General features: G+C 70.1%; 17 protein-coding genes and 1 pseudogene. 7 read left to right on the top strand and 11 right to left on the bottom strand.

From position 1 onward, the window contains the following. Positions 1 to 39: 39 nt before the first annotated feature. The 5 genes from IF22_RS0127850 to IF22_RS0127830 all read right to left on the bottom strand — a co-directional run bounded on the left by IF22_RS0127850 (position 40) and on the right by IF22_RS0127830 (position 4,360). Positions 40 to 1,005 (bottom strand): helix-turn-helix domain-containing protein, encoded by a 966-nt coding sequence (locus IF22_RS0127850; protein ID WP_051708824.1) that lies wholly within the window; start codon positions 1,003 to 1,005, stop codon positions 40 to 42. A 112-nt stretch (positions 1,006 to 1,117) separates the two neighbouring features. Continuing rightward, positions 1,118 to 1,744 carry a response regulator transcription factor gene (locus tag IF22_RS0127845; protein WP_030337076.1) on the bottom strand — a complete coding sequence of 209 codons (627 nt, stop codon included), beginning with the start codon at positions 1,742 to 1,744 and terminating at the stop codon, positions 1,118 to 1,120. Then, on the bottom strand, positions 1,741 to 2,982 hold the full coding sequence (locus IF22_RS0127840) for a sensor histidine kinase (protein ID WP_081884117.1): 1,242 nt from the start codon (positions 2,980 to 2,982) through the stop codon (positions 1,741 to 1,743). Before IF22_RS0127840 ends, IF22_RS0127845 begins: the two co-directional genes overlap by 4 nt. Positions 2,983 to 2,987: 5 nt before the next feature. Continuing rightward, a complete protein-coding gene (locus tag IF22_RS0127835; protein WP_030337073.1) occupies positions 2,988 to 3,440 on the bottom strand; it encodes an ABA4-like family protein in 453 nt (150 codons plus the stop codon). Next, positions 3,437 to 4,360 carry a hypothetical protein gene (locus IF22_RS0127830; protein WP_030337072.1) on the bottom strand — a complete coding sequence of 308 codons (924 nt, stop codon included), beginning with the start codon at positions 4,358 to 4,360 and terminating at the stop codon, positions 3,437 to 3,439. Before IF22_RS0127830 ends, IF22_RS0127835 begins: the two co-directional genes overlap by 4 nt. A gap of 166 nt (positions 4,361 to 4,526) precedes the next feature. On the opposite strand from IF22_RS0127830, the gene IF22_RS0127825 reads away from it, so the two are divergent. Further along, positions 4,527 to 5,276, top strand: coding sequence for a VOC family protein (locus IF22_RS0127825; protein WP_030337071.1), 750 nt, complete (start codon positions 4,527 to 4,529; stop codon positions 5,274 to 5,276). Positions 5,277 to 5,464: 188 nt separating this feature from the next. Beyond that, on the top strand, positions 5,465 to 6,637 hold the full coding sequence (locus IF22_RS0127820; RefSeq protein ID WP_051708823.1) for a lactonase family protein: 1,173 nt from the start codon (positions 5,465 to 5,467) through the stop codon (positions 6,635 to 6,637). A gap of 94 nt (positions 6,638 to 6,731) precedes the next feature. Here IF22_RS0127820 and IF22_RS0127815 read toward each other — a convergent pair whose 3' ends face one another. After that, positions 6,732 to 7,034: a helix-turn-helix domain-containing protein gene (locus IF22_RS0127815; RefSeq protein ID WP_030337069.1), complete on the bottom strand. Its 303-nt coding sequence runs from the start codon at positions 7,032 to 7,034 to the stop codon at positions 6,732 to 6,734. A gap of 62 nt (positions 7,035 to 7,096) precedes the next feature. On the opposite strand from IF22_RS0127815, the gene map reads away from it, so the two are divergent. Then, positions 7,097 to 7,870, top strand: a complete 774-nt coding sequence (map, locus tag IF22_RS0127810; protein ID WP_030337068.1) for a type I methionyl aminopeptidase — start codon at positions 7,097 to 7,099, stop codon at positions 7,868 to 7,870. Between the two features lie 8 nt (positions 7,871 to 7,878). Here the strand turns inward: map and IF22_RS0127805 are convergent, their stop codons facing one another. Then, positions 7,879 to 8,223: a DUF1330 domain-containing protein gene (locus IF22_RS0127805; RefSeq protein ID WP_030337066.1), complete on the bottom strand. Its 345-nt coding sequence runs from the start codon at positions 8,221 to 8,223 to the stop codon at positions 7,879 to 7,881. Between the two features lie 126 nt (positions 8,224 to 8,349). Here IF22_RS0127805 and IF22_RS0127800 point away from each other — a divergent pair, with 126 nt between their 5' ends. The 4 genes and pseudogenes from IF22_RS0127800 to IF22_RS0127785 all read left to right on the top strand — a co-directional run bounded on the left by IF22_RS0127800 (position 8,350) and on the right by IF22_RS0127785 (position 12,880). Next, positions 8,350 to 9,168 (top strand): helix-turn-helix domain-containing protein, encoded by an 819-nt coding sequence (locus IF22_RS0127800; RefSeq protein ID WP_030337064.1) that lies wholly within the window; start codon positions 8,350 to 8,352, stop codon positions 9,166 to 9,168. A gap of 185 nt (positions 9,169 to 9,353) precedes the next feature. After that, positions 9,354 to 10,046, top strand: a pseudogene (locus IF22_RS0127795) (CDP-alcohol phosphatidyltransferase family protein); the annotation flags it as partial. A gap of 305 nt (positions 10,047 to 10,351) precedes the next feature. Beyond that, positions 10,352 to 12,025, top strand: coding sequence for a sulfatase-like hydrolase/transferase (locus tag IF22_RS33420; RefSeq protein ID WP_167337349.1), 1,674 nt, complete (start codon positions 10,352 to 10,354; stop codon positions 12,023 to 12,025). A gap of 33 nt (positions 12,026 to 12,058) precedes the next feature. Beyond that, positions 12,059 to 12,880, top strand: coding sequence for an FkbM family methyltransferase (locus tag IF22_RS0127785; RefSeq protein WP_051708822.1), 822 nt, complete (start codon positions 12,059 to 12,061; stop codon positions 12,878 to 12,880). Between the two features lie 46 nt (positions 12,881 to 12,926). Here IF22_RS0127785 and IF22_RS0127780 read toward each other — a convergent pair whose 3' ends face one another. The 4 genes from IF22_RS0127780 to IF22_RS36505 are packed head-to-tail and all read right to left on the bottom strand — an operon-like array spanning position 12,927 to position 18,052. Beyond that, positions 12,927 to 13,385: a DUF11 domain-containing protein gene (locus tag IF22_RS0127780; RefSeq protein ID WP_245233754.1), complete on the bottom strand. Its 459-nt coding sequence runs from the start codon at positions 13,383 to 13,385 to the stop codon at positions 12,927 to 12,929. 4 nt (positions 13,386 to 13,389) lie between these two features. Further along, positions 13,390 to 13,752, bottom strand: a complete 363-nt coding sequence (locus tag IF22_RS0127775; protein ID WP_081884099.1) for a DUF11 domain-containing protein — start codon at positions 13,750 to 13,752, stop codon at positions 13,390 to 13,392. Then, positions 13,674 to 16,403: a hypothetical protein gene (locus IF22_RS0127770; RefSeq protein WP_425339856.1), complete on the bottom strand. Its 2,730-nt coding sequence runs from the start codon at positions 16,401 to 16,403 to the stop codon at positions 13,674 to 13,676. Before IF22_RS0127770 ends, IF22_RS0127775 begins: the two co-directional genes overlap by 79 nt. Beyond that, positions 16,400 to 18,052, bottom strand: a complete 1,653-nt coding sequence (locus IF22_RS36505) for a DUF7933 domain-containing protein (RefSeq protein WP_245233753.1) — start codon at positions 18,050 to 18,052, stop codon at positions 16,400 to 16,402. Before IF22_RS36505 ends, IF22_RS0127770 begins: the two co-directional genes overlap by 4 nt. Between the last annotated feature and the right edge of the window lie 25 nt (positions 18,053 to 18,077).

Here is an 18,077-nt window from a genome sequence, read left to right as displayed (position 1 = left end):
CCGTCACCTCCCGTGTCGGCAGGCCCCCCACCGCCGGGTTCAGAGCCAGTCGTGGCGGGCGATGAACCAGCCGAGCTGCATCCGGGTGGCGCTCCCGGTCGCGTCCATCAACTGCCGCAACCGCCGCTGCACCGTCCGCAGCGAGATGCCCAACTGGGAGGCGACCGCCTTGTCCGGCAGCCCGGTCATCAGCAGGGACAGGATCTGCCGGTCGACGAGGGTGGGCGTGCTCTGCCGCTCGACGTCGTCGACCACCTCGCTGGCCGGGGCGAGCCGCAGCGGCGTGGCCCGGTCCCAGACCTCGGTGAACAGCGCCACGAGCACCTCCACCCAGGTGGCGCCCCGCACCACCAGTGCCCACGGTTCGGTGCTGTCGGCGCGGGCGGGGAAGGAGATCAGGGCGACCCGGCGGTCGGCGACGGCGAGCTTGCCGGGCACGTTCGCGGCGACCCGTGCCTGTTCACCGGCGGCGACGAACCGGCCGATGTGGGCGGCCGCACCCGGCCGTTCCAACCCCCGCCGGTCGTACACCACCCGGAAGGCGACGCCCCGGCCGAGCATCTCGATCTCGGTCGGGTTGTCCTGCAGCACTGCCGCGTACGGCGGGCGGTCGAAGCCGAGCACCTCCTCCTGCGCCCCGCGTAGGAACTGGTCGAACGCCTGCATGATCGCGGGAACGCCGACCACCAGCTGGACGTCCTGGTCCATCGGGTCCGCCGGGCGTTGCTGCCGCAGCCAGTCCCACAGGCCGACCCGCGCCTCCTGAAGCTCGCGCATCCGCTGGTTCAGCAGCGACTCGATGGCCAGGTCGGGTGGGGCGGCACCGGCGCGGCCGGCGACCACGCGGACCAGCCCGGCCCGGGTGAGGGCGTCGAGCGCGTGCTCCAGCTCGGCGACCGTGGCCGCGACCCGTGGTGCCAGCTCCGCAGCGGTCCCGGCACTGCCCCGGACCAACTCCAGGTAGACCTTCTCCTCCAGCTCGCTCAGACCGAATGCGCCCAGCAACAGACCACCACACCCGCCTCGGGCGGCCCGCCGTTCGTGCGGCTCCGCTCCAGCTGATCTTGGAGCGCTCCCAGCGGCACGTCAAGAGGCGCGAGCGGACGGCTTCCGCGCGTCAGACGCCGCGAGCGAACAGCGCCAGACGGACCCGGTTGGGGCTGTCGGTCTTGGCCATCAGGCTGGTGATGTGGGTCTTGACCGTGGTGACGCCGATGTGGAGCCGGTCGGCGATCTCGGTGTTGGACAGACCCTCGGCGACCAGGTCGAGCACGTCGCGTTCCCGGGCGGTCAGACCCGGCAGGACCGGTGGGGCGTCGGGGCGGGCGTGCACCGCGCGCTGGACGAGGCGACGCAGCACCTCCGGGCTGAACGGGCTGTCACCGACGGCGGCCCGGCGGATGCCGTCCAGCAGCTCGATGGGGGGCGCGTCCTTGAGCAGGAACCCGCACGCCCCGGCGGTCAACGCGGGGTACAGGTGGTCGTCGTCGCCGAACGTGGTCAGCACCAGGATGCGGGTGGTGGGACGGTCGGCGAGGATCCGGCTGGTCGCGGTGATCCCGTCGACACCGGGCATCCGCAGGTCCATCACGACGACGTCGGGGACGAGCCGCCCGGCCAGCGCAATCGCCTCGCGGCCGTTGTCGGCCTCCCCGACGACCTCGATGTCGGGTTGGGCGTCGCAGAGCATGCGCAGCCCGGCCCGGATGAGGTGCTGGTCGTCGACCAGCAGCACCCGGATCACGCCGGCTCCGGTGCGGGGGAGCCGGCGGACGCCGCACGGTCGCGGGGCAGCGACCGGGTCGACGGCTCGGTGGCGTTGGCCGGGAGCACGGTCCGCACCCGCCACCCCGTTTCCGTCGGGCCGGCCTCCAGCCGGCCGCCGAGGACCTCGACCCGCTCGCGCATTCCGGTGATGCCGTGCCCACCGCCGGCCGGCACGCCCACCGGCACCCCACCACGGCCGTTGTCGCTGACCTCCCAGTGCACCGCGCCGTCCCGGACGGCGACCACGAGGTGCGCGAGCGCGGACGTTCCCGCGTGTTTGGCCACGTTGGTCAGCGCCTCCTGGGTCAGTCGCAGCACCGCCATGCCGCGCACCGCGTCGAGGGAACCGATCGCCGGGTCGAGGTCGGCCTCCACGGTGATACCGGCCTGGCGGGCCCGGTCGATGGACGCGCCGAGCGCCGCCGGCAGCGCGGTGGGCTCGATGGCGGTCAGCGCCGCGTCGCCGCGTACCCCGTCGGGGTTGCGCAGCACCGCGACCAGCCGGCGCAGCTCCGCGAGGGCCGCGGTGCCGGTGCCGTGCACGTCGTCGAACACCTCGGCCACCCGGGGGTCCGGGTCGGTGAGCACGTGCCGGGCCACGCCGACCCGCAGGACCATCGACGCCACGTGATGCGCGACGACGTCGTGCAGCTCGCGGGCGATGGCGCTGCGTTCGTCGGCGCGGGCCGCGCGGCTCTCCGACTCGTGCTGGCGTTGCTCGGCCAGGGCCCGTTCCACGGCCTGCCGGCCCAGCTCCCGGTTGGCGCGGATGACCAGGCCGAGCAGCACCGGCACGCCGACCTCCACGGCGAGCCCGACGACCCCGGAGGCGAACCGGCGTGGCGGGTCGCCGATCGAGTCGGTCAGGTCGACCACCACCAGCAGCGCGGTGGCCAGCCAGATGGCCCGGGGGCCGCGCGCCCGCATGGTCATCTCGAGCAACGCCCAACTGGCGCCGACCTGGTTGATGGTGAAGTCGTCGATCAGGCTGATGGCGACCGCCAGCAGGGCGGCCTGCGCCACCATGTTGACAACCGGTCGACGGTGCGCCGCCAGCGCCATCGCGAACGCTGGCACCGCGAGGACCCACTGTGCCGTCGTGGGCGTGCTGGTGGAGTGCGGGACGACGAGCAGGTAGCACAACCCGGTGAGGTCGAGCAGCACCATCCGCACGAGTGTGTCCCGCAGGTCGAACAGTCGCACCAGCCAGCTCACGACGGTCAGCCTAGGCGCTGCGGGCCGGTGGCGGCGGTCGCCGGCCGCCGCCACCGGGTCCGGACCGCGAGGTAGGCGGCCAGGCCGAGCGGTCCGAGCAGGATGGTCAGCAGCAGCACCGGAGCCATCACCAGCGCCGGCACCCCCCGTTCCCTGCTGTCCAACCACGCCCACCGCCCGACGAACAGATCGAACGCGATCATGTGCGCCCAGCCCGCCGCCGCCCCGTCGGAGGTGCCGAGCAGGTCGCGCACCCCGGTCAGGGTCGGCGACGCCACGGCCGGCAGCACGTCACCGAACGCCGGAAGGACCAGCAGCGCGTAGATCAGCACGACCGGCAGCACGATCAGCGGCGAGGCGATGATCCGGGCGGTCCACGACCAGCGGGGCAGCAGGATCATCAGCGCCCAGAACGGCGCGGCCACCGCGAAGGTCAGGGCGAACAGCGTCGCGGTCATGCGGCCAGCGCCACATCAGGGCGGCGGCGGGCCAGCACCAGGCCAGTCGCGGTCGCCGTCGCGACCACCAGGGCCGCGACCGCCACGAGGGTGGCGGCGTCCGGGCGCAACAGCGGCTGTCCGCGCAGGGCCTGCCAGGTCAACAACACAGTGAGTACGCCGTACGCGCCGCCCGCGACGACCAGCAGCCGGGCGCGGGTGCGCTCGTCCAACCGGGTGGCGAACCGGCTCAGCAGGATCGCCAGGATCGGCAACGCCTGCAGCGCGTGCAGCCCCACGAAGTGCCCGATCCGCAGGTCACCGCCGGTGGTGCTCCAGCCGACGATCGGCAACCCCGGCCCGCCGTCGAGCACGCCGACGCTGTGCGCCCCGCCGATCCCCTCGATCCCCGGGTCCTGCATGGGCAGCGCCATCGGTACCGCCGCGAGCATGCCCAGCAGGGACAGGCCGAGCCCCCACCCGACGGCCGTCAGAGCCGCCCGGTCCGGGATCCGCCGGATCAGCACCACGATGCCGACCACGAGGTGCGCGAGGAAGAGCACCATGATCGCCGCGCCCATCGCCGCGAACAGCGCGGTGTTCAGGGGAGTGGTGTCGTTGAAGTGGCTGGTCTGCCCGCGTACCACCTGACCGACGATCACCAGCATCTCGATCACCGCCATCGCGACGATGACAGTGAAGGCCCACTCGGCGGCCCGGCTGCGACGCGGCAGCAGGGAGAGCATCCAGGCGAGCGTCGCGCCGTACAGCACGAAGGACACCGCGAACTTGAACGGCTTGAGCCAGATCGGCGCTCCGGTGAGGACGCGCGGGTCGACAAGGATGCCGACCGCCGCGACGACGGCGAGCACCGCCATCGCGGAGACGAAGACCATCATTGGGCGATTCCAGTGCGTCGCCCGGCGCAGCAGGGTTGTCATGCCTGTAGATGTTCGTGGCCGCGCCCGCCGGTCGCGTCCGACCCCGAGCCCTGGTCGCGGCCGGTGGTCGGAGCCCGTCTCCTCCCCGGGTAGGAGACGAAACCCGTCGAAGCCGTCCGACGGTGCTGGCACAATGGCCGGCCTGTCGACCGGACGGGGAGCGACCATGACCACCAATGCGGACCGTGTCCAACCGAACGAGACCGCAGTGCCGCTGCTGCACTGTGCCGACCCGGAGCAGACACTGGCGTTCTGGCGGGCGCTCGGGTTCGAGGTGACCTACGAGCAGACCAGGCCGTACGTGTACCTGGCGTTTCGGTGGAGCGGCTTCGACCTGCACTACGGGCCGGCGCCGAAGGATCTCGACCCGGCGAGAGAGCACTCCGGCGGCTGCCTGGTGTTGGTGGACGCGGTCGCCGCGTACCACGAGGTGTTCACCGAGGCGATGCGCCGCAGCTACGGCAAGGTGCTGGTCAAGGGCCTGCCGCGGATGACCCGTTACCGGGCCGGAGCGTCGCGGTTCAGCATCGTCGACCCGTCGGGCAACACCATCACCTTCATCCAGCGGGATGAGCCGAAGGACGTGGAGTACGGCGGTTCGAAGGAGCTTGCGGGGTTGGCCCGGGTGCTCGACAACGCGCGGATCCTGCGCGAGTTCAAGCTGGACGATCAGGCGGCCTACCGGGCGCTCGACTCGGGGATGCGCCGCCGCGCGGAGGACGCGCCGGTGGTCGAGCAGGCGATGGCGCTGGCCGCCCTGATCGAACTGGCGACCGTGTTGGACAAGGACGATCGGGTGCCGGAGTGGGGCGAGCGCCTCCGCGCGCTGCCCCTGCCTGCGGAGCAGCGGACGCCGGTGCGGGAGTACGTCGCCGACCCGGCCGTCCTGGAACCGTGGTGGCCTGACGCCAGCTGAGCGTCGGCCTCAGCGGGCGTAGGTCGCGGCGGGGTAGCTGACCCCCGGTGGGTGCGTCTGGTCATTCCATGGAACGGCACGAAATTACCGCTTTAGGGTAAGTATGGCGATCTGCGATAGCTGGTCCGATAACTTTCGAAAGAGAGGAAAACTCGTATTCCTCCCTTCGGATGCATGAGGAGTCAGTGATGAAGCGCAGTGTCGCACTCGCGGCAGCCCTCCTGGCAGGTCTGACCAGCATCGGATCGATCCCCGGGACCGCCCTCGCCGATGGCGGTGGCCCTGGGTACCACGACGACCGCAAGGGGGGTGATCACCACCACGGCGACGAGGGCGCGGTCTTCGTCCAGACCAACAAGGCCGAGGGCAACACCATCAAGGTGTACGACCGCGACGAGGACGGCCGTCTCACCAAGGCGGGTGAGTACGAGACGGGCGGGCTGGGTGGCTTCACCATCGGCGCGCCGCTCGACGCGCTGGCCTCGCAGGGTTCCCTGACCTATCACAAGGGGCTGCTGTTCGCCGTCAACGCCGGCAGCAACACCGTCACTGTCTTCCGCGTCGAGGGCACCAGGCTGCACAAGCTCCAGGTCATCTGGTCCGGTGGCCTGCTGCCGGTCAGCGTCGCGGCCCGTGGCGACCTCGTCTACGTCCTCAACGCCGGTGGCGAGGGCTCGGTGCAGGGCTTCGAGCTGCACAAGGGTCGGCTGTCCCGGATCGAGGACGCCAACCGGTCACTCGGGTTGCACAACGGCAACCCGCCCGCGTTCGGCACCGCCCCGGCCCAGGTCAAGATCGACCCGGACAGCGAGTTCGTGTTGGTGTCGACCAAGGCCGCCAACGTCATGTTCAGCTACGAGATCGGACGCCACGGCAACCTGTCGCGCACCCCGGTCATCAGCGACGCGGGCAACACCCCGTTCGGCTTCACCTTCGACACCGACGACACGCTGCTGGTCACCGAGTCCGGCGCGAACGCGGTGAGCCGGTTCGAGCTGGAGGACGACGGGGCGCTCGACCAGATCGGGCCGTCGGTGCCCAACGGTCAGCAGGCGACGTGCTGGATCCAGCGCGTCGGCGACTACTTCTTCGCCGCCAACGCCGGCACCTCCACCATCAGCTCCTACCGGGTCAACGACCACGGCAAGCTCGAACTCGTCAAGGGCGTCGCCGCCGACACCGGCGGCGGGTCGATCGACATGACCACCAGCGACGGCTTCCTGTACGTGCAGAACGCCGTCGCCGGCAACGTGCAGGGCTACGAGGTGGGCAAGGACGGGTCGCTGACACTCGTCACCACAGTGGAGGGCCTGCCGAAGTTCGCCGACGGCATCGGCATGGAGGGCATCGCCGCCTCCTGAGCGCACCACCCGCTGGTCCCGGTCGGTCATCGACCGGGACCAGCGCCGTGTGGTCGGTCACCGGTCGACCCGTCCCGTTGAGGTGGGGCCGAGACTACGAGGCCAGTCGCTCGCCAGCGACGTGTGCCGGTCGGGGGAGGTTGGCGGCGGCGTCCGACGTGTTGATCTCCGACCAGACGGCGTCGAGGGAGAGGCCGAGCACGTCGGCGATCGCCGCGATGGTCGGGAAGGCGGGGGTGGCTATCCGGCCGGACTCGATCTTTCGAAGGGTCTCCGGCGAGACGCCCGCGTCGAGCGCGGTGAGGAGCATCGAACGCTCTCCGCGGGCGCGACGCAGCAGGGCGCCGAGGCGCTGTCCGCGTTCGACCTCCGCGGGAGTGAGTGGCAACCTGACCATGCTCCGATTCTAGTACCGGGATAATATGGCCGGGATACTTATTGGTTCGTGGAAGGCGTTGCATGATCGAGATCCTGAGCCCCGCCGACGTGCTGCGCGCGAAGGAGACCGGCGCGCTGGTCGCCGGCATCCTTCAGACACTGAAGAGCCGCTGCGTGGTCGGCACCAACCTGCTGGACATCGACCGGTGGGCCCAGGCCATGATCACCGAAGCCGGGGCGCAGTCCTGCTACGTCGACTACGAGCCGTCCTTCGGGCGCGGCCCGTTCGGCCACTACATCTGCACGTCGGTCAACGACGCGGTGTTGCACGGGCTGCCGCACGACTACCCGCTCGCCGACGGCGACCTGCTCTCGCTCGACCTCGCCGTCTCACTGGGGGGAGTTGTCACGGATTCGGCCATCAGCTTCATCGTCGGCGACGTCCGGCCCCCGGAGAGCGTCGCGCTGATCGACGCGACCGAACGCGCGTTGCAAGCCGGGATCGCCGCCGCCGGCCCCGGCGTACGCATCGGTGACATCTCGTACGCCATCGGCTCTGTCCTCGGCGCGGCGGGATACTCGATCAACACCGAGTTCGGCGGCCACGGCGTCGGGTCGACGATGCACCAGGACCCCCACATCTCCAACACCGGGCGCCCCGGGCGCGGATACCGGCTGCGTCCGGGGCTGCTGCTGGCGCTGGAGCCATGGGTCATGGCCGACACCGCCACGCTCGTCACCGACCCCGACGGCTGGACCCTGCGCAGCGCCACCGGCTGCCGGACCGCGCACAGCGAGCACACCATCGCCATCACCGACGACGGCGTCGAGGTGCTCACCCTGCCGAGGTCCTGACCCCGACGTCAGTGACCACCGGCCCGGCGGATCGCGGCGGCCATCTTCGACGAGTCGTGGTCGGCCTCCACCCCCTCGACGAGGACCAGCTCGCCCGCGAGGTGCCTCGTCCGCAAGGGCTTGATCTCCTGGTACGCGCTGGACTGGTACCAGGAGCGTGCCCGGATCAGGTCCGGAAACTCGACGACGACCAGATCGCCCGACCAGTCGCCCTCCAGCACCTCGATGGGCCCACCGTGGACGATGAACCGGCCATCGAAGGGCAGGAGGGTGGCCTGGATGCGCTCCAGGTATTCCAGCACCTCGGCATGCATGGGTGCCTTACGCAGATGAGCAAGCGCGTACGCGGTCATGACTCTCCGTTCGTTTCGGTCGGGTGGTTCCCCGCATCCCAGGAGATGGTCGCGCGCGCCGGTACGCGCTGTCGATTACGTCGCAGGTAAAGCGGCGCACACAGGTGAGGTCACTACGGTCAGGGTGTGACGACAGTGGCCCGACCGGAGCGACCGCTGGGGGACCTCCTGCGCGAGTGGCGTCGAACTCGTGGAATGAGTCAGCTCGACCTGTCGATCGAGGCGGGGGTGTCGGCCCGGCATCTGAGCTTCGTGGAGACCGGGCGATCCCGACCGAGCCCCGACCTGATCCTGCGGCTGGCGGAGCAGCTCGACATTCCGCTGGCTGAGCGCAACACCATGCTGCTCGCCGCCGGATACGCCCCCGCCTACCCCAGCCACCAGCTGGCCGACCCGGAACTGGCCCCGCTGCGGGCAGCCGTACGGCAGATCCTCGACGGACACGGCCCGTACCCCGCGGTGCTCGTCGACCGACAGTGGCACCTCGTCGAGGCCAACCCCGCCGTCGCGCTGTTCACCGCCGGCGTCGACCCCCGCCTCCTGGTCCCACCGGTCAACGTCCTGCGGCTCACCCTGCACCCCGGCGGTTTGGCCCCGCGCATCGTCAACCTCTCCCAGTGGCGGGGCCACCTTCTCGGACGGTTGCGCCAGCAGGTCCTGGCAACCGACGACGCGGCCCTGTCCGCCCTGCTCCAGGAGCTTCGTGGCTATCCCGGCGGTGACGATGTCGCGGCACCGGAGGACGACACCCTGTCGCGTGTCGTCATCCCCCTTCGCTACCGCCACGGCGACCGGGATTTGTCCTTCGTCAGCACGACCACCCTCTTCGGCACCCCGCTGGATGTCACCGTCTCCGGGCTGGCCGTCGAGGCGTTCTTCCCGGCCGACCCGGTCACCACCGCCACGCTCCACGCCCTCGGCTCGTCCGCGACCGGCGTGACCTGACCTGAACACGTCGTCGCGTCCGGGGCGTCGTCGGCGGCGACGGCCTGCACTCACCGGCGACGACTAATCCGCATCCGACGGGGCACGTCCGTCCGTATACATGGTGAGGCTCGTTCAGAATGAACCGATCGGTCATGTTTTCCGTGATGACGGTCAGGGTCCCCCCCCAAAGTCACGGAGGCGCGATGTCAACGGTTCGAACGGGTCCGGTCATCGGGCTGCTCGCGCAGATCGGTGTGCTGGCGGTGCTCGCGCAGACGGTCGGCCTCGGCCCGGCCGGGTGGGCGGCCGGGCTGGTCTACGGGGTGGTCCTGTGCGCCCTGCTGAGTCGGGGGATGACCCGCGCGGGCGCTCCTGATCTGAGCCCTGCCGACCGGGTGACCCTGAGCCGGGCGATCCTCGCCGGCGGCGTGACGGCCCTGGCCGCGGACTCGTTCACCCGACCGGCACCGGTCGCGGTGATGGTCGTCCTCACCAGTGTGGCGCTGGCCCTCGACGCGGTGGATGGATACACGGCCCGCCGCACCGGGACGTCCAGCGAACTCGGCGCGCGCTTCGACATGGAGATCGACTCCTTCCTCGTCCTGGTGCTCTGCCTGTACGTGGCCCCCTCGACGGGTGCCTGGGTGCTCGCGATCGGCGCGATGCGGTACGTCTTCGTCGCCGCGAGCTGGGTGCTGAGCTGGATGCGCGGCTCGTTGCCCCCGCGCTACTGGCGCAAGGTCGTCGCCGCGGTCCAGGGCGTGGTGCTGACGGTGGCGATGGGCGATGCGCTGCCCGGTCCGCTGACGACAGTCGTGCTGGTGGCGTCACTGGCGCTGCTGGTCGAGTCGTTCGGGCGGGACGTCAGGTGGCTGTGGACGACCCGTCACCTCCGCCGCGCCGTCGCCAACGACGCGGTCGACCAACAGACGAGCGTTGCACACGGGTCGGACGCGATGGTGCACGCGGGCAGCCAGCCGAGCCACAGCGCCGTGAGCGCGGGCGCGGGGCTGACCGGTCTGGGCCACGGCAGGACGGATGGGCTGCCCTGGCCGGAACACCGGCCGGTCGCCGTGGCCCGACGCGGGATCGCCCGCGTCTGAGCCGCCCGGATGCCGCGCCCAACGAAGATCATGGAAGGATGCCCGGGTTGTCGCTCTTGACGCGCGTACGTCAGCTGCCGAGCCAGGGACGGAGGGCGATGAGGGGCGAACTGCCGGACCCCGCCGCCACGGGTGCCACCGCCACCGACGGCACCGCACCCGAGGGTCGGCCGCGCCGCTCCATCGCGGGCCGACTGGTCACCCTGCTGGCCGTGCTGCTGGTGCTGCTCGTGCTCACCCTGCCGTACGACTTCGGCCGGTTCAGCCCCGGTGCGTTCGTGCGGATCCCCCTGGAGGCGCTGCTCGCCGTCGCCCTCCTGCTCGCCCTGCCGCCGCGCGGAAGCCGGTGGGTCGCCACCCTCGCCGGGCTGGCCCTCGGCCTGCTCGGTCTGCTCAAGCTGTTCGACCTGGGGTTCACCGCCTCGCTCAGCCGGGCCTTCGACCCGGTGCTCGACTGGGCGCTGCTCGACGAGGGGTTCGCGTTCCTCAGCGAGTCGTACGGCCGTCCCGCCGCCATCGGCGTGGCGGTCGCCCTGGCGGTGGTGGCGGTGGGCCTGCCCACGGCGGCCACGCTGTCGATGCGGCGGTTGCGCGGGCTGGTGATCCGGCACCGCGCCGGGACCACCCGGACCGTTGCGGCGCTGGTGGTCGTCTGGGTGGTCTGCGCCGCTTTCAACGTGCGGGTGGTCGAAGGCGTGACAGTCGCCGACACGTCCGCGACCACGCTGACCAACGGCCACGGCTTCCAGGTGCGCATGCGACTCGACGACCGGGAGAAGTTCGCCGCGCTGCTGCAGGACGACCGGTTCGCGCAGACCCCCGGCGACCAACTCCTCACCGCGCTGCGCGGCAAGAACGTGGTCATCTCCTTCGTGGAGAGCTACGGCCGCGACGCCGTCGAGGACCCGGAGTTCGCCCCGCAGGTCGGTGCGGTCCTCGACGACGGGACCAATCGGCTGAACGCGGCGGGGTTCGCCGCGCAGAGCGGCTTCCTCACCTCGCCGACGTTCGGCGGCGGCAGCTGGCTCGCGCACGACACGCTGCTCTCCGGACTGTGGGTCGACAACGACCAGCGGCACCGTACCCTGCTGGCGAGTGACCGGATGACCCTCAACGGCGCCTTCCGCCGGGCCGACTGGCAGACCGTGGGCGTGATGCCCGCCGTCAGCAGGGCGTGGCCGGAGGGCTCCTTCTTCGGCTACCAGCGGTTCTACGACGCCAGAGCCCTCGGGTACCGCGGCCCGAAGTTCAGCTTCGGCACGATGCCCGACCAGTACACCCTCGCCAGTTGGCGGCGCCTGGAGCAGGCGAAGCGCGACGGCAAGCCGACGATGACGGAACTCGCGCTGGTGTCGAGCCACGCGCCCTGGACGCCCGTCCCCGACCTGGTCGACTGGGCCGCCATCGGCGACGGGACGATCTTCAAGGGGACCGCCAAGGAGTCCGACGACCGGCGCCGCAACGCCACCCAGATCCGCGCCGACTACCGGCACTCCATCGAGTACACGTTGAGCGCACTGATCTCCTACGTGCAGACCTACGGCGACGATGACCTGGTGTTCATCTTCCTCGGCGACCACCAGCCCGCCGCCGTGGTCACCGGCGAGAACGCCAGCCGCGACGTCCCGATCACCATCATCACCCGGGACCGGGCCGTACTGGACCGGATCTCCGGGTGGGGCTGGCAGGACGGGCTCAAGCCCGGTCCGCAGGCGCCGGTCTGGCGGATGGACACCTTCCGGGACCGCTTCCTGACCGCCTTCGGGCCGTAGGCCCGGCCAACCCCACGGACTGGACACACACAGATGACGGCTGGCACCGACACCAGGATCGCCGCGCTCAGAACCGACCCCGGGATGTCCCTCCTGCACCGATCGCTGGATGTCTACTACGGCGACGCCGAGCGCGACGCACGGATGGACGCCTTCTACTCCCGGTTCGTCACCGAGGGCGATCTCGTCTTCGACGTCGGCTCACACGTGGGCGACCACATCGCCAGCTTCCGTCGCCTCGGGGCGCGGGTGGTCGCCGTGGAGCCGCAGCCGCTGTGCCTCCGCGCCCTGCGGACCATCTACGCCGACGACGACCAGGTGACGCTCGTCGAAGCGGTCTGCGGCGCGGCCCCCGGCAGCACCCGCTTCCACGTCAACTCCGCCAATCCCACAGTGTCCACCGCCTCGCCCGACTTCGTGCGCGCGGCGGAAGGCGCGGGCGGGTGGGAGGGCGAGGTGTGGGACACCGACATCGAGGTCCCGGTGGTCACCGTCGACGCGCTCATCACCGAGTACGGCGAGCCGACGTTCGCGAAGATCGACGTGGAGGGTTTCGAGGACGAGGTGCTGGCCGGGCTGACCCGCCCGCTGCCCGCGCTCTCGTTCGAGTTCACCACGATCGCGCGACCGGTCGCCTCCCGGTGTCTCGACCGGCTGACCGCGCTCGGCTTCGACGGCTTCGACGTGGCGTTGGGCGACGACAAGTCGATGACGTTCCAACGCTGGGTCTCCGCGACCGACATGACCACCCACCTCGCCGCGTTGCCGCACGACGCGAACTCCGGCGACGTGTACTGCGTGTCTCGTGGCCGGTTGCGACAGCTACCGCCGCCTCACGACGCGAAGCGGCGGTAGCCAGGCTCAGAAGGGGCCACCGTTCGTGACTGCCGGCCGCCAGGGGTCAGGGCTCGCGGCGGGTGCGTAGGCGTATCAGGGCCAGGCCGCCGACCAGGAGAACACCGAGGGCAGCCACAGAAGCTCCAAGTGTGGCGATGGCTGTCAGACGTCCACCCGTGACGGGCATGGGCGGAACCGGCCCGGTGAGGACCACTGTCGAGGAGCAGCTCGGTGTGCAGTCCGGGTCGGACACACCAGTGGGCGGGGTGAGGGTGGCCGTGTTGGTGAGGTCGCCGGCGGTGCCCTTCGGCACGGTTCCGCTGATCGTGTAGGTCACTGTGCCGCCAGCGAGGACGGTGATGGTGTCGTTGATGTCACCGGTGCCGGACGTTGTGCAGGTGCTTCCGGTGGATGGTTCGCAGGTCCAGGTGAATCCGGCCAGTGGTGCGGGCAGGGGGTCGGTCAGTGTCGCGCCGACCGCGTCGGACGGTCCCCGGTTGGTCACTGTCACTGTGAAGGTCACCGGTTCACCTGGCACGTAGTGGCTCGGGGTTGCGGTTTTCACCACTGCCTGGGGTGAGGGTGGCGGTGTTGGTGAGGTCGCCGGTGGTGCCGGAGGGCACGGTTCCGCTGATCGTGTAGGTCACGGTCCCGCCCGAGAGGACGGTGATCGTGTCGTTGATGGTGCCGGTCCCGGACGCGGTGCAGGAACTTCCGGTGGACGCTTCACAGGTCCAGGTGAAGCCGGCCAGTGGTGCGGGCAGTGGGTCGGTCAGGTTCGCGCCGACGGCGTCGGATGGTCCGCCGTTGGTCACCGTGACCGTGTAGGAGAAGGCTGCGCCTGGTACGTAAGGACTTGGTGTCGCTGTTTTGACGACAACGAGGTCCACCGTCGGGGTGGGGTGAGGGTGGCGGTGTTGGTGAGGTCGCCGGTGGTGCCGGAGGGCACGGTTCCGCTGATCGTGTAGGTCACGGTCCCGCCCGAGAGGACGGTGATGCTGTCATTGATGTTGCCTGTGCCAGACGCGGTGCACGCGCTGCCGGGGGATGCCACACAGGTCCAGGTGAATCCGGCCAAGGGTGCGGCCAGGGGGTCGGTCAGATTCGCGCCGACCGCGTCCGAAGGGCCGCCGTTGCTGACGGTCACTGTGTAGGAGAAGGCTGCGCCTGGCACGTAGGGGCTCGGGGTGGCTGTTTTGACGACGGCGAGGTCCACCGTCAGGGCAGCCGGCGTCACGACGGTCGACGAGCAGTTCGGAGTGCACTCCGGATCCGAGGCTCCGGCCGGTGGGCTGACGGTGGCGGTGTTGGTCAGATCGCCGGTGGTGCCGGACGGCACCGTTCCGCTGATCGTGTACGTCACCGTCCCACCGGCGAGGACGGTGACGGTGTCGTTGATGGTGCCGGTACCCGAAGCGGTGCAGGAACTTCCGGTAGCTGGCGCACAGGTCCAGGTGAACCCGGCCAAGGGTGCGGGAAGCGGGTCGGTCACTGTCGCACCGACGGCGTCGGAGGGTCCGCCGTTGGTGACGGTGACCGTGTAGGTCAGCGGTGCACCCGGCACGTACGGGCTTGAGGACGCGGTTTTCACGACGGCTAGGTCCACCGTCAGCGCCGCCGGGGTCACGACGGTCGACGAGCAGTTCGGTGTGCAGTCCGGGTCGGTGACGCCTTCCGGCGGGGTGAGCGTTGCGGTGTTCGTCAGGTCGCCGGTGGTGCCCGACGGGACGGTGCCGCTGATCGTGTACGTCACTGTCCCGCCGGCCGGGACGGTGATGGTGTCGTTGATGCTGCCGGTGCCGGAGGCGGTGCAGGAACTTCCGGCGGACGGCTCGCAGGTCCAGGTGAATCCGCCCAGTGGTGCGGGCAGCGGGTCGGTCAGGTTCGCGCCGACGGCGTCAGAGGGTCCGCCGTTGGTGACGGTGACCGTGTAGGAGAAGGCTGCGCCCGGCACGTAGGGGCTTGGGGACGCGGTTTTGACGACGACGAGGTCGACCACTGGTCCGGCGGGGGTGACCACTGTCGAAGAGCAGTTCGGTGTGCAGTCCGGGTCGGTGACGCCTTCCGGCGGGGTGAGCGTTGCGGTGTTCGTCAGGTCGCCGGTGGTGCCCGCCGGGACGGTTCCGCTGATCGTGTACGTCACCGTCCCGCCGGCCGGGACGGTGATGGTGTCGTTGATGCTGCCGGTGCCGGAGGCGGTGCAGGAACTTCCGGCGGACGGCTCGCAGGTCCAGGTGAACCCGGCCAGTGGTGCGGGCAGCGGGTCGGTCAGGTTCGCGCCGACGACGTCGGACGGGCCGCCGTTGGTCACGGTGACTGCGTAGGAGAAGGACGCGCCCGGAACATACGGGCTCGGGTTTGCGGTCTTGACCACCGCCAGATCCACCGTCAGCGTCGCCGGAGTCACGACGGTCGATGAGCAACTAGGCGTGCAGTCCGGATCTGAGACGCCCTCCGGTGGGGTGAGAGTGGCCGTGTTGGTGAGGTCGCCGGTGGTGCCCGACGGGACCGTTCCGCTGATCGTGTACGTCACCGTTCCGCCCGCGAGGACGGTGATCGTGTCGTTGATGGTGCCCGTTCCGGACGCGGTGCACGCGCTGCCAGGGGATGGTGCACAGGTCCAGGTGAATTCGGCCAACGGCGGAGGCAGGGGATCGGTCAGGTTCGCGCCGACGGCGTCGGAGGGCCCGCCGTTGGTCACTGTCACCGTGTAGGTCAGCGGCGTGCCTGGCACGTATGGGTTGGGGGATGCGGTCTTCACGACGGCCAGGTCGACCACTGGTCCGGCGGGCGTGGCCACAGCCGACGAGCAGTTCGGGGTGCAGTCCGGGTCAGTCGCGCCGGTGGGCGGGGTGAGCGTGGCCGTGTTGGTCAAATCGCCGCTGGTTCCGGAGGGCACGGTTCCGCTGATCGTGTACGTCACGGTCCCGCCCGCGAGGACGGTGATGGTGTCGTTGATGCTGCCGGTGCCGGAGGCGGTGCACGCACTGCCGGCGGACGCCTCGCAGGTCCAGGTGAACCCGGCCAGCGGTGCGGGCAGCGGGTCGGTCAGGGTTGCCCCGACCGCATCGGACGGTCCGCCGTTGGTCACTGTCACCGTGTAGGAGAAGGGTGCACCCGGCACGTACGGGCTCGGGTTTGCGGTTTTCACCACCGCCAGATCCACCGTCAGCGTCGCCGGGGTCACGACCGTCGACGAGCAGTTCGGTGTGCACTCCGGATCCGAGACGCCGTCTGGTGGGGTGAGCGTTGCGGTGTTGGTCAGGTCGCCCGTGGTGCCCGACGGCACGGTCCCGCTGATCGTGTACGTCACGGTCCCGCCTGCGAGAACGGTGATGGTGTCGTTGATGCTGCCGGTGCCGGACGCGGTGCAGGAACTTCCCGCGGACGCCTCACAGCTCCAGGTGAACCCGGCCAGCGGTGCGGGCAGCGGGTCGGTCAGGGTTGCCCCAACCGCATCGGACGGTCCGCCGTTGGTCACTGCCACCGTGTAGGAGAAGGGCGCGCCCGGCACGTAGGGACTTTGCGACGCGGTCTTCACCACAGCGAGGTCAACAGTGGGGATGACGGTGAGGGTGGTGGAGCCGGGCGGGTTGATCCCGACGATGGTGGGAAGTTGCTCTCGCAGCCGGGGATCGTGGAGCCGTCCGGGGCGACGCATCCGGTGTTGGTGTACGAGCCGACCACAGTGCTGGTCACCTGGATGGAGATCGTGCAGGAGGCGACGTTCAGGTCCAGGTTGCCGGCGAAGTCGACGGACGTGGCGCCGGCGGGAGCGGTCACAGTGGCGTCCGAGCACGTGGTGCTGTTGACCCCGGTGGCGGTCACATTGGCGGGAAGGGTGTCGGTGAAACTCATCCCGTTCTTGGCTTGCAGATCGTCGGTGTTGGTGATGGTGAACGTCAGCGTGGACGTCTGCCCCTGCCCGATGGTGGTGGGGTTGAAAGCCTTGTCGAGTTGGGGGGTGACGTCGACGATCTGCGGAAGGTCGAACGCGACGTCGTTGCCGATGCCCGTTGCGGTCGCGTTGTAGAGGCGCAGGCCCAGGGTCGGTGTATCAGCCACCGACAATTGCAGTGCCAACGATTGCAGCTTGGCTATCCAGGTGTTGTTGACGATCTCGGCGCCGGGATCCGTGCATGGGCTCAGGTTCTGTGCGAGCACCGTCGGGACGCCGTTGAGAAGCAGCTCGAACCGAAGTCGCGCCCGCTGGGCGGACGGAACGGTGCAGTTCCTCTCAGCGAAGATCGCCGAGACCGAGTAGAAGTGGCCACCGATCGCCGGAATGGTGTTGTTGTCGGTCTCCAGTTGGTATCCGGGAAGCTGCGCGCCGGTCACGCTGTTGGTGTACTCGGTGAGTACCTGGTTCGTGGCGGCCTCCCCGGGGCTCTGCCCCTGAAACAGCCCCATGTCACGGGCCATCTCCTGTAGCCGGCCCCATGCGTCTGAACGACCGCACTGGTCGTTGTTGGTGACCGGCGGGTCGCCACCGTTGGGCGGCAGCGGCGACGTCTGACGCATGATCCAGCCGTTGCACGCGCCCGCGCCGGGGCTCCACGCGGGATCCGCCGTATAGGTCTCACCGTCCGCGCCGCTGCCACCCGGCCCCGGCACGTAAACGGAACCTGGCGATCCGGTGTAGGAACCAATGCGAATCGGCGCCGCAGCCGCGCTCTCGTTGGAAAAGTCCTCAGTGAAAATCGGGGTGCCGGGCTGAGGCGTTCCGGGCAGGCCCGGCACGGTCGCCAATGCGGGTTGGCTTGACGCCACAACCACCAGCGTGGACGACGCGGCAAACGCGCCGACCGCCGCCAGCGCTGATGTGAACCATCGGCGTTCCCCGCGAACCATATTCGTTTCCCCCGTCATGCGGCCTGCAGGAGTCGCAGTAGTGGCGTTCCGACCGCGCCTGACGATCTCAAATCGCGAACGCCAGACAGAATCACCCGATACGTGGTCACCCAATCGAGTGAGGGAATGATGGCCGAATGCAATGACCGGGATGTGCAGGGAATTCGACGCGCGGCGGCTCAGCCGGGCCATCACGGCGGCCAGCTCGGCCGGCGGATCGGCGTCCCAGCCGTCCGACCCGATCACCACCACCGCCCCGCGGGTCGCCTCCGCGTGGTGGGAGGTGAGCAGGGCGCGCAGATTCGTGGCGATCCGGGTGCCCCCGTACCGGTCGGTCACCGCAACAGCCCCTCCGATGATCCGG

The sequence above is a fragment of the Micromonospora parva genome, from assembly GCF_000718515.1.
Classification (GTDB): domain Bacteria; phylum Actinomycetota; class Actinomycetes; order Mycobacteriales; family Micromonosporaceae; genus Micromonospora; species Micromonospora parva.
Note: the sequence above shows the minus strand (reverse complement) of the source record. Positions and strands in the feature narration are given on the sequence as shown.

Coding starts and splice junctions, on each gene's coding strand:
- IF22_RS0127825 (WP_030337071.1), top strand. CDS start 4,527: ATGACCACCAATGCGGACCGTGTCCAACCGAACGAGACCGCAGTGCCG.
- IF22_RS0127830 (WP_030337072.1), bottom strand. CDS start 4,360: ATGACAACCCTGCTGCGCCGGGCGACGCACTGGAATCGCCCAATGATG.
- map (WP_030337068.1), top strand. CDS start 7,097: ATGATCGAGATCCTGAGCCCCGCCGACGTGCTGCGCGCGAAGGAGACC.
- IF22_RS0127820 (WP_051708823.1), top strand. CDS start 5,465: ATGAAGCGCAGTGTCGCACTCGCGGCAGCCCTCCTGGCAGGTCTGACC.
- IF22_RS0127815 (WP_030337069.1), bottom strand. CDS start 7,034: ATGGTCAGGTTGCCACTCACTCCCGCGGAGGTCGAACGCGGACAGCGC.
- IF22_RS0127835 (WP_030337073.1), bottom strand. CDS start 3,440: ATGACCGCGACGCTGTTCGCCCTGACCTTCGCGGTGGCCGCGCCGTTC.
- IF22_RS0127805 (WP_030337066.1), bottom strand. CDS start 8,223: ATGACCGCGTACGCGCTTGCTCATCTGCGTAAGGCACCCATGCATGCC.
- IF22_RS33420 (WP_167337349.1), top strand. CDS start 10,352: ATGAGGGGCGAACTGCCGGACCCCGCCGCCACGGGTGCCACCGCCACC.
- IF22_RS0127785 (WP_051708822.1), top strand. CDS start 12,059: ATGACGGCTGGCACCGACACCAGGATCGCCGCGCTCAGAACCGACCCC.